At 30.9% G+C, this 13,935-nt stretch carries 15 protein-coding genes and 1 tRNA gene; 6 read left to right on the top strand and 10 right to left on the bottom strand.

The genetic code is table 11. The annotated features are described in order from the left end of the window. Positions 1-17: 17 nt before the first annotated feature. From asnS to IFB02_RS07275, 3 genes are all read left to right on the top strand, one after another. A complete protein-coding gene (gene asnS / locus IFB02_RS07285; RefSeq protein ID WP_191072598.1) occupies positions 18-1,448 on the top strand; it encodes an asparagine--tRNA ligase in 1,431 nt (476 codons plus the stop codon). 74 nt (positions 1,449-1,522) lie between these two features. Next, positions 1,523-2,983, top strand: coding sequence for an RNA polymerase factor sigma-54 (rpoN, locus tag IFB02_RS07280; RefSeq protein ID WP_191072597.1), 1,461 nt, complete (start codon positions 1,523-1,525; stop codon positions 2,981-2,983). Beyond that, a complete protein-coding gene (locus IFB02_RS07275; RefSeq protein ID WP_106687399.1) occupies positions 2,983-3,588 on the top strand; it encodes a hypothetical protein in 606 nt (201 codons plus the stop codon). The genes rpoN and IFB02_RS07275 overlap by 1 nt, the downstream gene beginning before the upstream one ends. On the opposite strand, the gene IFB02_RS07270 is transcribed toward IFB02_RS07275, so the two are convergent. The 10 genes from IFB02_RS07270 to IFB02_RS07225 form a co-directional block, all read right to left on the bottom strand. Next, positions 3,583-4,284 carry a porin family protein gene (locus tag IFB02_RS07270; protein WP_191072596.1) on the bottom strand — a complete coding sequence of 234 codons (702 nt, stop codon included), beginning with the start codon at positions 4,282-4,284 and terminating at the stop codon, positions 3,583-3,585. The two genes, IFB02_RS07275 and IFB02_RS07270, sit on opposite strands and share 6 nt — an antisense overlap. A gap of 86 nt (positions 4,285-4,370) precedes the next feature. After that, a complete protein-coding gene (locus IFB02_RS07265; RefSeq protein ID WP_191072595.1) occupies positions 4,371-4,844 on the bottom strand; it encodes an ExbD/TolR family protein in 474 nt (157 codons plus the stop codon). A 9-nt stretch (positions 4,845-4,853) separates the two neighbouring features. Beyond that, positions 4,854-5,462 carry an ExbD/TolR family protein gene (locus tag IFB02_RS07260; RefSeq protein ID WP_191072594.1) on the bottom strand — a complete coding sequence of 203 codons (609 nt, stop codon included), beginning with the start codon at positions 5,460-5,462 and terminating at the stop codon, positions 4,854-4,856. Between the two features lie 2 nt (positions 5,463-5,464). Then, on the bottom strand, positions 5,465-5,896 hold the full coding sequence (locus IFB02_RS07255; protein ID WP_191072593.1) for a hypothetical protein: 432 nt from the start codon (positions 5,894-5,896) through the stop codon (positions 5,465-5,467). A gap of 36 nt (positions 5,897-5,932) precedes the next feature. Beyond that, on the bottom strand, positions 5,933-6,706 hold the full coding sequence (locus IFB02_RS07250) for a MotA/TolQ/ExbB proton channel family protein (protein ID WP_191072592.1): 774 nt from the start codon (positions 6,704-6,706) through the stop codon (positions 5,933-5,935). Positions 6,707-6,780: 74 nt separating this feature from the next. Further along, positions 6,781-6,868: transfer RNA gene (locus IFB02_RS07245), tRNA-Ser, on the bottom strand. A gap of 75 nt (positions 6,869-6,943) precedes the next feature. Then, entirely contained in the window at positions 6,944-7,975 is a 1,032-nt protein-coding gene (locus IFB02_RS07240; RefSeq protein WP_191072591.1) for an asparaginase, read from the bottom strand. Between the two features lie 22 nt (positions 7,976-7,997). Then, positions 7,998-8,765, bottom strand: coding sequence for a TatD family hydrolase (locus IFB02_RS07235; RefSeq protein WP_191072590.1), 768 nt, complete (start codon positions 8,763-8,765; stop codon positions 7,998-8,000). Between the two features lie 64 nt (positions 8,766-8,829). Continuing rightward, complete coding sequence (locus tag IFB02_RS07230; RefSeq protein WP_191072589.1) at positions 8,830-9,579, bottom strand: tetratricopeptide repeat protein; 750 nt, start codon at positions 9,577-9,579, stop codon at positions 8,830-8,832. 4 nt (positions 9,580-9,583) lie between these two features. Beyond that, positions 9,584-10,165, bottom strand: a complete 582-nt coding sequence (locus IFB02_RS07225) for an RNA polymerase sigma factor (RefSeq protein ID WP_191072588.1) — start codon at positions 10,163-10,165, stop codon at positions 9,584-9,586. Positions 10,166-10,303: 138 nt separating this feature from the next. Here IFB02_RS07225 and IFB02_RS07220 point away from each other — a divergent pair, with 138 nt between their 5' ends. The 3 genes from IFB02_RS07220 (at position 10,304) to IFB02_RS07210 (ending at position 13,933) form a co-directional block, all read left to right on the top strand. Further along, positions 10,304-10,744: a hypothetical protein gene (locus IFB02_RS07220; protein ID WP_191072587.1), complete on the top strand. Its 441-nt coding sequence runs from the start codon at positions 10,304-10,306 to the stop codon at positions 10,742-10,744. 75 nt (positions 10,745-10,819) lie between these two features. Next, positions 10,820-11,812: a hypothetical protein gene (locus IFB02_RS07215; RefSeq protein ID WP_106687410.1), complete on the top strand. Its 993-nt coding sequence runs from the start codon at positions 10,820-10,822 to the stop codon at positions 11,810-11,812. Between the two features lie 162 nt (positions 11,813-11,974). Further along, positions 11,975-13,933 (top strand): DUF7849 domain-containing protein, encoded by a 1,959-nt coding sequence (locus IFB02_RS07210; protein WP_191072586.1) that lies wholly within the window; start codon positions 11,975-11,977, stop codon positions 13,931-13,933. The last annotated feature ends 2 nt before the right edge of the window (positions 13,934-13,935 follow it).

Raw genomic sequence — 13,935 nt, 5'->3', positions numbered from 1 at the left:
AACTAAAATTTAAAACAATGAACCAATATACAGTTGCTACATTATTAAACGAAACAAACTTTAAAGAAGTACATATAAAAGGTTGGGTACGCACCTTTAGAGCAAACCGTTTTATTGCATTAAATGATGGATCTACAATTAACAACATACAATGTGTTGTAGATTTTGAAAATACAGATGAAAACATCTTAAAACGCATTACAACTGGTGCTGCTGTTGCCATTACTGGAGATTTAGTAGAAAGTCAAGGTAAAGGACAAAGTGTAGAAATTGCAGTTACAAATATTGAAATTTTAGGAGATTCGGACGCAGAAACTTACCCAATTCAACCTAAAAAACACACGTTTGAATTTTTAAGAGAAAATGCACACTTACGCACAAGAACAAACACATTTAGTGCTGTGATGCGTTTAAGATCTGCATTATCTTTTGCTATTCATAAATATTTTAATGACAACGGATTTTACTACATGCACACGCCAATCATTACCGGAAGTGATGCAGAAGGTGCAGGAGAAATGTTCCGCGTAAGCGCATTAGACCCTAAAAATCCACCATTAACAGAAGACGGAGACGTTAATTATAAAGAAGATTTTTTTGGCAAAGAAACTAACCTTACTGTTTCTGGCCAATTAGAAGCTGAAACGTATGCTATGTCTTTAGGTAAAGTGTACACATTTGGACCAACATTTAGAGCCGAAAACTCTAACACATCTCGTCACTTAGCAGAGTTTTGGATGATTGAGCCTGAAGTTGCTTTTATGGATCTTGCAGGTAATATGGATTTGGCAGAAGATTTTATGAAAAGTGTGATCACTTACGTTTTAGAAAATTGCCAAGACGATTTACAGTTTTTAGACGACCGTTTATTTAACGAAGAAAAAACAAAACCACAAGCAGAACGTAGTGAAATGCGCCTTATAGAAAAATTAAAGTTTGTAACAGAAAACAACTTTAAGCGCGTAAGCTATACAGAAGCTATCGATATTTTACGTAACAGTAAACCAAACAAAAAGAAAAAATTCAAATATATTATAGAAGAATGGGGCGCAGATTTACAATCTGAGCACGAACGTTTTTTAGTTGAAAAACACTTTAAATGTCCAGTAATTTTATTTGATTATCCAGCAAATATAAAAGCGTTTTACATGCGTTTAAACGAAGACGGAAAAACGGTTAGAGCAATGGATATTTTATTCCCAGGTATTGGAGAAATTGTAGGTGGATCACAACGTGAAGAGCGTTTAGACGTTTTAAAAGAAAAAATGGCTGCATTAGACATACCTGAAGAAGAATTATGGTGGTATTTAGACTTACGTAAATACGGTACTGCAGTGCATTCTGGCTTTGGTTTAGGGTTTGAACGATTAGTTATGTTTGCAACAGGTATGACAAACATTAGAGACGTAATTCCTTATCCAAGAACACCACAAAACGCAGAGTTTTAAAAAAATCTTAATCCTACAGGAATTTCAAACCTTGTAGGATTTTTTTATTATTTTTATAATTCATCCCATTTTTTATGCTTAAACAATATTTACAGTTCAAATTATCACAAAAATTGTCTCCGCAACAAATTCAATTAATGAAATTGATACAGTTGCCTACACAAGCTTTTGAACAACGTTTAAAGCAAGAATTAGAAGAAAATCCAGCGTTAGAAACTGGTAAAGAAGAAAGAATTGACGATTACGAAGATAATTTTGATAATAGTCAAGAGGATTATAATGATAATGAATCTATCACTGCAGATGATATAAATGTTGACGATTATTTAAGCGACGACGAAATACCTGATTATCGTACTAGCGCTAATAATTACAGTGCAGACGATGATGAAAAGAATGTACCTTATGCTTCTGGCACAACCTTTACACAACATTTAATCAATCAATTAAACACATTTAGATTAAATGATGAAGAACGAGAAATTGCAGAATTTTTAGTTGGTAGTGTTGACGAAAGCGGTTACATAAGAAGAGAGTTAATAGACATAGTAGACGACTTAGCTTTTACGCAAAGTGTTTACACTGATGAAACTAAAGTTGAAAACGTATTAAAAAAAGTACAACAATTAGATCCAGCTGGTGTTGCTGCAAGAAGTCTACAAGAGTGTTTAAGTATTCAATTACACCGCAAAGAAAAACATCCTGACGTAGAACTTGCAATAAAAATTATTGATCAAGCTTTTGAAAAATTCACAAAAAAGCATTACAAAAAGTTAATGCAAAAGTTTGATGTCAATGAAGAGCAATTAAAAGATGCAATACACGAGATAGAGCGACTTAATCCAAAACCTGGTGGTTCTTATGCTGGTAATAATCGCATTGTAGAACATGTAGTTCCTGACTTTGCTATCAAAATAGTAGATGGCGAATTAGAGCTTACATTAAATGGTCGTAATGCTCCAGAACTTCATGTGTCTAGAGAATACAATAACATGCTTAAAGGCTACAAAGAGTCTAAAGAAAAGAGTAAACAGCAAAAAGATGCAGTGTTATTTATAAAACAAAAATTAGATGCTGCTAAATGGTTTATAGAAGCTATTAAACAGCGTCAACAAACGCTTTTTGTTACGATGAGTGCTATTATGCATTATCAAAAAGAATACTTTTTAACTGGTGATGAGCGTAAGTTAAAACCAATGATCTTAAAAGATATTGCTGACGAGATTGATATGGATGTCTCTACCGTATCTCGTGTAGCTAATAGCAAGTATGTAGATACGCCTTATGGTACCAAATTAATTAAAGAGTTTTTCTCAGAATCTATGACTAACGATCAAGGTGAAGAGGTTTCTACTAGAGAAATTAAAAAAATCTTAGAAACGGTTATTGAAGAAGAAAACAAAAAGAAACCTTTAACCGACGAAGCTCTATCTAAAATTTTAAAAGAAAAAGGATATCCTATCGCTAGAAGGACTGTTGCAAAATATAGAGAACAGTTAGACATTCCTGTGGCAAGACTTAGAAAAACAATATAATGAAGTGGTTTTTTAACTGCATATCGTTTGTTTTTCATCCTATTGTAATGCCTTTAATTGCGGTAGTATTTTATTTCCATAAATCACCAAGATTTATACCAGAACAATGGATAGACGCTAAAATAATTTCTCTTTTTATATTAACCGTATTACTACCTATTTTAATATTTTATCTATTAAAAACCTTAGGTAAAGCTAACTCTATTTATCTAAGAACAACCAAAGAAAGAATTTTACCCTTATTAGTTAATATTATTATTATTCTTTTAATATTATATAGAGTATTTCCTTCTCACCAAATAATCGAATTATACTATTTCTTTATTGGTGTATTAATTTCTAATATTACAGCTCTAGTACTTAATATTATTAAGTTTAAAGTTAGTTTACATATGGTCGCCATAAGTGGTGTTTTTATGTTTTTTATTGGATTTGCATTACACTTTAGCAAGAACATAAATGGAACTTTAGCTCTAATGTCTTTAATCACTGGAACAGTAGCTACAGCAAGGTTATATTTAAAAGCACATACACCAAGAGAATTATTTATAGGACTTTTAATTGGCGTTATACCTCAAATAATTGCTGAAAATTATTGGTTATAAAATATAAAACATCAAACCTATTTTAACTGCATTGCTATTAATTTGATGAGTATTGACAAAAGCTGTATCATCAAATAAACTATTTAGACCATAATACAAATGAAAATTCCAAGTATTATAACCTGCACTTAAAGTAAGGCCATATTGAAGAGAATTAATGCTATTAACATCTTTTAAATAGATATTATCTGGTTCGCCTTCATATTTAGAAGAACTATTAAATACATAACCTAATTTAACTCCTGTATATATTCTCCAAAAGCTATATTCAGTAGCTGTAGAAGTTCGCCATCTAAATTCTATAGGTATTTCAATAACTGAGGTATAAAATTTATTTTTAGAATAATTGATTTCATCATTATCCAGGATAGAATATCCTAGTTTATTCTGGTTAGAAGAAATTTGCAAGTTTTGATTATACGAATTGAATGATAAACCTAAACCAACACCAATAGATTTGTTTCTTCTTTTATTTATTGGCATATCTCTAATAAAACCAAAATTAAAACCACTAGAGAAACCATTTTGCTTTACTTCATTTGGCTTATTATTTAATAGGTTATACGTTATACCTAAATAAAATTGATCTTCTCTATATAGCGAATCTATAACTTGCGGAAATGGGCTTGAATTATCTTGTGCATTTACAGAAGTTAACCCTAAAAAACAAATAATGGCAATAAATAAATTTTTCATAAAAACAATAAAACTATATAAAGTTATAAAAAACAAAAGGTGTTTTGAACATCAAAACACCTTTTGTTATAAAATTAAGAGTATTACTATTTAAGTGCACTACCTTTTTTAGTAGTGTAATTAATCTTAAGTTGTCCGGCTTTACGTAAAGCCTGTTCAATATCAGAAACCAATCCCATATTTGTTTCTTTATCTACTTTTAAAGCAGTAATTAACTTAGGGATTTCTTCTTCACGTTTAGTTGCACGTTCTGCAGCAACAAAAGCTCCAATATCGTTAACGCTTGCAAGTTTATCATTTAATTGAATTCTTGCTTCGGTACCATATCTGTCTTTGTAACTATCACTAGGTGGACCTGCGTATATAAACATGATTAAATTTTTCTGACCTAATTTTTCTGTATCTGCAGCAGAAGGTAAATTGTTTTTAATTTTCAAACTATTGTCTCTCATTACGGTCGCAACCATGAAAAAGAATAATAGCATGAATACAATATCCGGTAAAGATGCTGTAGAAATTGCTGGTAGCTCATTACTACCTTTCTTTTTAAATTTTGACATAGTTTTTAATTAAAATTTAGGTTCTGCTTTAGATATAATTCTAGGATACTTTTTCTTGATATCCTCGATCTTATCTTTTAGTTTTTCGCTTTTAAAATCAGGAGATTTAGAATCGTCATAAGCGGCTTCCATTTCTTTAAAAGAACGGTTGTATTGCTTTTGCGCTAATCTTTCTCTTAATTCTGAATAAGCACTAACTAATTGATCATAAACTGTTATAAACGTTTCATAATCTGTAGCTCTAGAGTGCGTTATAGATATAATCGCTTTTCCAGGATTATCTGAAGACGCAGGATCTTTTGCACCTTTACAATAAGTACATTTATCATCTCCTTGTCCGCCACCATTATCTATAAACTTAATCGCTGCTGCTTTAAGATCTTTAACTTCCATTAAGTCTCCTTCAACAAGCATTTGATTATTCTTGTTTAGCTCTACAGTAAAGATATTCTTTTGCTTAATTCTTACATCGTCTTTTGGCGGTTCATCTGGTGGTAACTTAGAGTTAATACCAGAATCCACTTCTATAGTTGTAGTTACTAAGAAGAATATTAATAATAAGAAGGCAATGTCAGCCATAGAGCCTGCATTAACTTCTGGTGCTGATCTTTTTGCCATAATTACTTAATTAATTTTTTAATACCTGAGAATAACATTGCTGCTGCTGCTGTTAAGATTAACACATAAAATGCTATTAATCCAGCTCCAACTAAATGTGATTCGCCTTCAGTAACTGGGTTACCTCCGTATTTGTATACCATAGTGTCTCCTCCTGATACTGCATAGGCTACAATAAGCACTGCTAAGAATGCTCCTACACCTATTAACGTATTTTTTAGAGATCCAGTATTTGAAAATAAATTTTTAAATACAAAAATGACTACTAATAATAGGATTATAAATAATACGATATAAGCAACATAAGACATATAGTCTACTACAGCGTTGTCTCCACCTTTAATAGCTTCGTCACCAGTTGCTAAAATACCTATTAATAAACCTATTCCAAGTAAACTCAATACTAAAGCAACTATTTTTAAAATCTTGTGCATGTTCTTTAATTTTTTAAAGTTAGTAATTGAGTTAAATTATTTCTTGTACTTAGATAACATATCGATTAAAGTGATAGAAGAATCTTCCATGTCATTAACAATGCTATCAATTTTTGCAATAATATAGTTGTAGAAAATTTGTAAGATAATTGCTACGATAAGACCAAATACTGTAGTTAATAAGGCTACTTTAATACCTCCTGCTACTAATGATGGTTGCATATCTCCAGCTGCTTCAATTTTATCAAAAGCTTGGATCATACCAATTACCGTACCCATGAATCCTAACATTGGTGCTAATGCGATAAATAAAGAAATCCAAGATACGTTTTTCTCTAATTGTCCCATTTGTACTCCACCGTAAGCTACTACTGCTTTTTCTGCAGCTTCTAAATCTCCGTCTGCTCTATCTAAACCTTGGTAGAAGATAGATGCAACAGGACCTTTTGTATTACGACAAACTTCTTTTGCAGCTTCTATACCTCCAGATTGTAATGCATCTTCTACATCTTGAGTTAATTTTTTAGAATTTGTTGTAGATAAATTTAAAAAGATAATTCTCTCAATAGCAATTGCTAAACCAAGAATTAAACATAATAAAACAATCCCCATAAATCCTGGACCACCTTCAATAAAACGTTTTTTAAGTTCTTGGTGGAAACCTAATTCCTCAGCTGGAGCATCAGCGCTAGGTTCATCTTGAGATAAAACTACAGTTGTTGCAGTTGTCATTGCAGCATTTGCAGTTGCGTTAGCTGTTCCGAAAGCCATAATACATGCTATAGCTAGGATAGAACATAATCTTTTCATTTTGTTGTTCTTAATTTTATTAGTTAAAGTGTTAAAGATATAAAAAAAATGTAATTAAAAAATAAAAAACTACGCAGAGAGGAAGGGATTCGAACCCTCGATACGCTATTAACGCATACACACTTTCCAGGCGTGCGCCTTCAACCACTCGGCCACCTCTCTGTAATTATTTATCAATTCTTACAGCGTAGCAAATAACAAAAAATTATTCTAAAGCTGAAATTTTAGACGTTAATTTTAAGACATTTCTCCTCTTAGCGAGGTTTCGAATATGGTTTTGAACAAGTTAGGAGATATATTTTGACCTAGCAAATACATCATTTTTACTAATGCAGCTTCTGTTGTAATGTCTTTTCCAGAAATTAGTCCAATTTTTTTAAGCTTTTCGCTAGTTTCATATTGTCCCATAATAACACTTCCTCCAGAACATTGTGTGACATTTACTATATGTATTCCTTTTTTTACAGTTTGTTTTAATAAATCTAAAAACCATTGTTCTGTAGAGCAATTTCCTGCTCCGTAAGTTTCTAATATTACACCTTTAAGTCCTTTACTATTAAAGATTGTTTCTAATATTTGTTGTGTAATCCCTGGGAATAACTTTACTAGCGCAATATTTTCATCTAAATGTTTATGAACAATTAAGTCTTTTCTAGGATTTGGTTTCCATAGATATTCATTGTTAATTTTAAGATGAACGCCACTTTCGGCTAAATCTGGGTAATTTAGACTTGCAAATGCTTCGAAATGTTCTGCATTTATTTTTGTTGTTCTATTTGCTCTGTAAAGTTTATATTCAAAATATAGTCCTACTTCTTTTATAATAGGTTTATTGTAATGTTGCAATGATGCAATTTGTATCGAAGTTATTAAATTTTCTTTAGCATCTGTACGTAAATCTCCAATTGGTAGTTGTGATCCAGTAAATATGACTGGTTTTGCTAAATGCTCTAACATAAAACTTAATGCTGATGCTGTATAGCTCATAGTGTCACTACCGTGAAGCACGACAAAACCATCAAAATCTTCGTAATTATTTTCAATAATTTCAGCAATTTGCGTCCAATATTTTGGCTGCATATTACTAGAATCTATTGGATCTTTAAACGAAATGGTTTCTATATTACAATCTAACAGTTTTAATTCTGGAATTCGTTTTAATAAATTATTAAAATCGAAAGCTCGTAAAGCTCCTGTTTCGGCATCTTTTATCATACCGATTGTTCCTCCGGTATAAATTAAAAGTATGTTTGGTATAGATTTAGTCATTTCGATTTTAAATTTATTTTGTTTAAACTCCAAATACGTCTTTAGAATTTTCTGTTGTAATCTCTGCTATTTTTTCTTCTGAAATTTGATAAATATCCGATAGTTTTTCTAATACTCTAGTAACATAACTACTTTCGTTTCTTTTACCTCTATATGGTGTTGGCGCTAAATAAGGCGCATCGGTTTCTAAAACAATATGTTTTATATCAATTTGATTTAAAAACTGATCTATTTTTCCGTTTTTAAACGTTGCTACGCCACCAATTCCTAACTTCATATTATAGCTTATGGCTTGTTTTGCTTGCTCTAAACTTCCTGTAAAGCAATGAAAAATACCGTATAAATTATCTGCTTTTTCTTCTTCTAAAATTTGAAAAACCTCATCAAATGCATCACGACAATGGATTACTATTGGTAACTCATGCTGCTTTGCCAATTGTATTTGCTGTCTAAAGGCATCTTGCTGAATTGATAATGTAGATTTATCCCAATATAAATCGATACCAATTTCACCAACAGCATAAAATTTATGCTTATCTAACATGTCTACAACATGATCTAATTCTTCATTATAATTATCTTTTACATGTGTTGGATGTAAACCAGTCATTAAAAACACATTGTTTGGATAATTTTTTTCTAAAGTTAACATACCTTCTGTGTACGTACTATCTATTGCCGGAACAAAAAAACGTGTTACTCCAGCGTCCAAAGCACGTTGCATCATTTGTTCTCTATCTTCGTCAAAAGCTTCGCTATATAAATGTGTATGTGTATCTGTAATTATCATGTTGCAAAAGTAAAAAAGTCATCTTGTTTAAGATGACTTTTTAAGGGTTATTTAAAATTGATTTTTAATCTAGTTTATTTAATAATTTTTGTGCTTGTTTATAATCTTCGGCGTCTTCAGGAATGTTTTTTAATATATTTTTACAACCTTCTAAATTATCTTGTTTTAATTTGCTTAAGGCTAAATACCACGTCGCTTTATTTTTATAGATTGAATTACCTTCAGATATTCCTTTTAATAATTCATCTGCTTCACTAAACTGATTGGTCTCTATTAACGTGATGCTTTTATAAAATTGAATTTCAGTATTACTAGAATCTTCTTCTAAAATTTGATTAAAAAGCTGCTCTGCTTGTTCATAATTTTTGCTGTTAAATGCAGTTTCAGCTTCATTTAAAAGTGCGTCACTTGTTCCTCTTACTGTCAAACTAATTTGATCATAATTAGCAAAATCTGAATAATTTGGTTCTCCAGAAAATTGATTAAACACAAAAAAACCTAATAACAAAGCTACACTTGCAGCTATTGCAAACTTGTAAAAACCAGAAGATTTTTTCACGTTTACTTCTTCTTGTTGCGTATTGAGTTTTGAAAAATAATTATGAGATATATTATCTAAATTAGCTCTAAAATCTGTAGCATTTTCTTCATTACCAATTTCATGCTCTAAATGTGCAGAAATATCTTTATATATACTAAAAGACTGCTTAAATGCTTTGTCTGTTTCTAATCTAGTTTCAAAAGCATTTATAGCATTTTCATCTAAATTGCCTGATAAATAGTCTTCAAAAAGGATGTAATCTTGTTCTTCCATAACATTAATAATTTAGCTGATTAAACGTTGGCGACTCTTGTACCATTTTTGTTAATTGTCCTATGCATAACGATTTTTTCTTTCGTGCATAAGCATAACTTACATTAAGGCTTGCTGCGACTTCTTCCATAGATTTTATTTTAAAAGTTGCATTTAGCAAGTCTTTACAAGCTTTACCTAATTGATCAAACATTTGATTAAACAGGTTTAGCTTGGTTTCAAAAATGGACGTTTCAAATACAAATTGAGCTGCGTCGTCATCTTTAGATAACACCTCTTCGTTAATTGTTACCTCTTTATTATTAAGTTTTTTTAAAGTATTTAACCACTTACGCTTACACAATAAGAAAAAATACGCATCAAAAGGGCAAGTAAGCTGTAAGTTTTTTTGTGTTGCTTGGTTGTAAATGATTACAATCGTGTCTTGCACTACATCTTGTGCATACTCTTCATCACCACTATTTTGTTTTACATAGTTAATCACTTTAGGTACAAATTTATCATAGATAGCTTGAATGATAAATGAATTATTGTTAACCAAACCATCTATATACTTCTGGTCTTCGTGTACTTTTTTAACGCTCATAAACCCTTTGTTTTAAACGAATTTAAAAAAAGTTGAACAAATAAGGGTAACAATTTTTAAATGGATTTGATATAAGGGTGAATTAGCCAAAAAGGCAACACAACTTAAAACGAAACAACAATTTAAAAATTAGAAATTATGAAACGTACAATTTTAATTATCGCAACCGTAATATTTGGAATATTACATGCAAACGCTACAACAGTTACAACCAATCCTAACAACGAAACAATTGTAACAATGACCAAAGACGATTTAATAAAAGTCTACGATTGGTATGTAAAAACTACTACAGGCGAATTTAGAGGCACATCAAAAACCTTATTTGACGCTAAAAAACGCGCCAATTTAGTTAGCCAAAACGAAGTGGTTTTGGAACAAAAAATTAGTAACTATTTCATCTTAAAAAGTGAACTGAATAAAAACCAAAGCAGATTGTACTTCTGGGAAGTAAAAAGTGAAAAAGGTGAAGCTAAAGGATTTTCAACTTCAGAAGTTTCAGCAAAAAAGATGATTCAATTACTCGCAAAAGGAGACATAATCTCTTATAAAATAATAGCAAGCAAAACATTAAAATAAAAAAAAGTAAAAAAATAGGGTAACAAAACCTTTACCCAGTTTATATAAACGTGTAACATATAAAAATTAAAAATCATGAAAACTTTATTAAACAACTCAAAACACATTTTAGGATCTTTATTATTAACTACTTTATTATTTAGTAGCTGTAAAACAACAGACGATAACGATTTACCACCAGTAGAACATATTCCTGCAACAGAACAAGAGTTTAAAAGCATTAAAGATGAAGCTTTAGCAGATCTTACTCAAAACTTTAGTTTTAACTCGGATGATGGTTACATCACCTTAACTTCAGAAAACGGAGTGCAAATAGGAATTAACGGTGATTGCTTAACATTAAACGGTGACGAAATTAGCGGAAACGTAGATATAGAATTTGTAGAAATTTTTGAAAAAGGCAATATGCTTACAACCAACAAACCTACAATGGGTAGATTACCTAATGGCGACAAAGCAATGCTTTTAACTGGTGGCGAATTTTTTATAGAAGCCACAAAAGATGGTCAACTTTTAGACACTAATTGCTTAATCAACCTTATTGTTCCTTCTAGTCTTACTGGCGGTACAGATAACGAAATGGTACTTTGGACAGGAACTATTGAAGAAGACGATACACTTACTTGGGACGAAGTAGATAATGCTACAGGACAAGGTGGTGTTTTTGCTGAAGGCGGACAATATTACACATTACTAGAAGGATTTGGATGGACTAACGTAGATCGTTTTTATAATGATCCAAGACCTAAAACACAAATACAAGTTCAAGCTCCAGTTGGTTATAACTATACAAATAGTGCTGTTTACTTATCTTACGATGGTGAAGATACTGGACTTGCTGCTTTAGATACTTACGACGGAACATTAAATTTATTTAGCGAACATTATGGTCAAATCCCAATTGGTTTAGAATGTCACGTTATTTTTGCAACAGAAGACAATGGTATTTGGAGATATGCAGTAAAAGCTGTTACTATAGCTGAAAATGATATAATTACTTTTAATATAGACGAAACAACTACAGGTACAAAAGCATCTTTAACCGCATTAATTAATGCTTTACCATAATTAAACCTACTTTTTTAAAAGCCAGAATATAATTCTGGCTTTTTTTATCGAATTATAATAAACCCAAAACCGTTAATAGTTTAAAACCTACTGATTATCAATTAAACATAAAATGTCTAAATAATAATCCTTACATTTAATTGCTTTAATCTTTCAATAAAAATGAAACCACTAATTACTTTTTTATTCATTTTAACAACCACTTTTTTGTGTGTCGCACAACAAGAAAAACAACAAGACACAATTAACAGAATTGTAACTATACAACATCAAGTAATTGGTGATAGTATAAAATTTACACCAATTACACCGCCATTAAATCAGATTGCTGGTGCACCTAAAGCGTTTTACACCAATTATTGGGAATTTGACGATGGGACTTACAGTAAAGACAATACGCCAACTAAATCTTTTAAAAATAATGGTGAGTATGAAATTAAAGTTTGGAGCACTAATAATTACGACACAGGAAAAACACCAACTGCTAGACCTAAAAAAATTAAAGTAAATAACGCTAACCCAGATGCTAAAGATACTGCAAGCATGATTAGTAATTTTGAATTAGAGCGTAATAGAGAACCCATTCCAGAAGAAGAGCTAGTATTAATTGTAAAGTATAAAAACACTAAAGATTATGTGGCTAATGGTAAAGTGATTTTATTTTATAACGAAAAACAATTTAAAGCAGATAATTTTGAGATTTTAGATACTAGAATGTATCATAACGAATCTACTATTAACACAACAGACTTTGTTGTAAGCCAATCCAAAAATCAACATTTGGATGTAGCATCTACCGAAGATTTTATTTCAAACTACCATATAAAAGTTCAAGATTCAACTAAAAAAGAAAATCTAGCATTAACCTTAGAAGAAGCCAAAGCAAAATACAATAATAGTACCTCTTTTACTTTTGAAAACATAGAACCTAATGAAGAACGTAATGTATTTTACACCTTAAAAACAACACCAGAAATGGTTAAAGATACAAGCGCTATTGTGACAGTAAGAGGTATATATATTCCAGATTCTAACTTAGACACACATCATGTAAAGGATATGGAAATGGAAATTGTTACGTCACACGATCCAAACAAAATGTCTACAAATGCTTTCTTATTAAATTATAGATTGGTACGCTATAAAAAGCCAAAATTTAAGATTAAATTTCAAAATAATGGCGAAGGTCCTGCTAGAACAATTCGTTTAGAGACGGACATTCCGGAGATTTTCGATAAATCTTCGATTAAAGTTTTAGACATGTATCCTAAAGTAAAAATTTGTCCAAAATACGATGTAGAATACAGTTGTTTAGATACTACGTACACACAAAAACAAGCCATTTTCACCTTTAAAAACATTTACCTACCTGGAAGCGAGCAAAAAAATGTCAAAGAATACGATTCGACTAAAGGCTTTGTAAAATATCAAATAAAATTTGGTGACAACTTTCATAAAATAAAAACTAAGTCTAGAACAGCTATTATTTTTGATAAAAATGATCCTGTAATAACCAATTATTCTACCACTAGATTTATGCCTGGAATTTCAATTGGTGCAAAAGCTGGTTATAATTACTTTTTAGATTTAGACAATTCAAAAAGTTATTTTGTTGGCGCAACACTTTCGCCTTACAAATCGTATCGATTGTATTGGCAAGTAGAGTTTTTAAATAGTTTTCATGAATTTGATGCTGATACTCAAATTTCGGAACAATTCACAGATAACAGTGCTACAGGAGAATTACTTTTTAGACGCACAACAACATCTACAACATATAACAATATAGATTGGGAAATTCCCGTTTTATTAAGATATAACGTCAATAATTATATTGGTTTAGGCGCAGGATTGCAAGGTATGATTTCGGTTAGTCAAAAAGAGAATATTACAACTACTACAGAAGATTATGAAAATATAAACATGCTTCCTGGCGCATTAATAAATAGTGAAACGTCTACTTCTCAAAGCAAATCTTCTTTTACCAATTTAAGAAGCGGTTTGTTATTTGAAGCTACTGCTGGTTTTGCTAGAATTGGACCAAGTGTTGGTGCTAGATATGTTTTAAATTTTAAAAACAGTTACAACTACATGCAATTTTATGCTATTTGGAAATTTTAATT

It is taken from the genome of Mesoflavibacter profundi (assembly GCF_014764305.1).
In the GTDB taxonomy this organism is placed as follows: domain Bacteria; phylum Bacteroidota; class Bacteroidia; order Flavobacteriales; family Flavobacteriaceae; genus Mesoflavibacter; species Mesoflavibacter profundi.
Note: the sequence above shows the minus strand (reverse complement) of the source record. Positions and strands in the feature narration are given on the sequence as shown.

What these genes read in the sequence shown, in the direction of transcription:
- IFB02_RS07275 (WP_106687399.1), top strand. Translation starts at nt 2,983, where the DNA reads ATGAAGTGGTTTTTTAACTGCATATCGTTTGTTTTTCATCCTATTGTA.
- IFB02_RS07235 (WP_191072590.1), bottom strand. Translation starts at nt 8,765, where the DNA reads ATGATAATTACAGATACACATACACATTTATATAGCGAAGCTTTTGAC.
- IFB02_RS07240 (WP_191072591.1), bottom strand. Translation starts at nt 7,975, where the DNA reads ATGACTAAATCTATACCAAACATACTTTTAATTTATACCGGAGGAACA.
- IFB02_RS07250 (WP_191072592.1), bottom strand. Translation starts at nt 6,706, where the DNA reads ATGAAAAGATTATGTTCTATCCTAGCTATAGCATGTATTATGGCTTTC.
- asnS (WP_191072598.1), top strand. Translation starts at nt 18, where the DNA reads ATGAACCAATATACAGTTGCTACATTATTAAACGAAACAAACTTTAAA.
- IFB02_RS07260 (WP_191072594.1), bottom strand. Translation starts at nt 5,462, where the DNA reads ATGGCAAAAAGATCAGCACCAGAAGTTAATGCAGGCTCTATGGCTGAC.
- IFB02_RS07270 (WP_191072596.1), bottom strand. Translation starts at nt 4,284, where the DNA reads ATGAAAAATTTATTTATTGCCATTATTTGTTTTTTAGGGTTAACTTCT.
- IFB02_RS07215 (WP_106687410.1), top strand. Translation starts at nt 10,820, where the DNA reads ATGAAAACTTTATTAAACAACTCAAAACACATTTTAGGATCTTTATTA.
- IFB02_RS07230 (WP_191072589.1), bottom strand. Translation starts at nt 9,579, where the DNA reads ATGGAAGAACAAGATTACATCCTTTTTGAAGACTATTTATCAGGCAAT.
- IFB02_RS07210 (WP_191072586.1), top strand. Translation starts at nt 11,975, where the DNA reads ATGAAACCACTAATTACTTTTTTATTCATTTTAACAACCACTTTTTTG.
- rpoN (WP_191072597.1), top strand. Translation starts at nt 1,523, where the DNA reads ATGCTTAAACAATATTTACAGTTCAAATTATCACAAAAATTGTCTCCG.
- IFB02_RS07255 (WP_191072593.1), bottom strand. Translation starts at nt 5,896, where the DNA reads ATGCACAAGATTTTAAAAATAGTTGCTTTAGTATTGAGTTTACTTGGA.
- IFB02_RS07225 (WP_191072588.1), bottom strand. Translation starts at nt 10,165, where the DNA reads ATGAGCGTTAAAAAAGTACACGAAGACCAGAAGTATATAGATGGTTTG.
- IFB02_RS07220 (WP_191072587.1), top strand. Translation starts at nt 10,304, where the DNA reads ATGAAACGTACAATTTTAATTATCGCAACCGTAATATTTGGAATATTA.
- IFB02_RS07265 (WP_191072595.1), bottom strand. Translation starts at nt 4,844, where the DNA reads ATGTCAAAATTTAAAAAGAAAGGTAGTAATGAGCTACCAGCAATTTCT.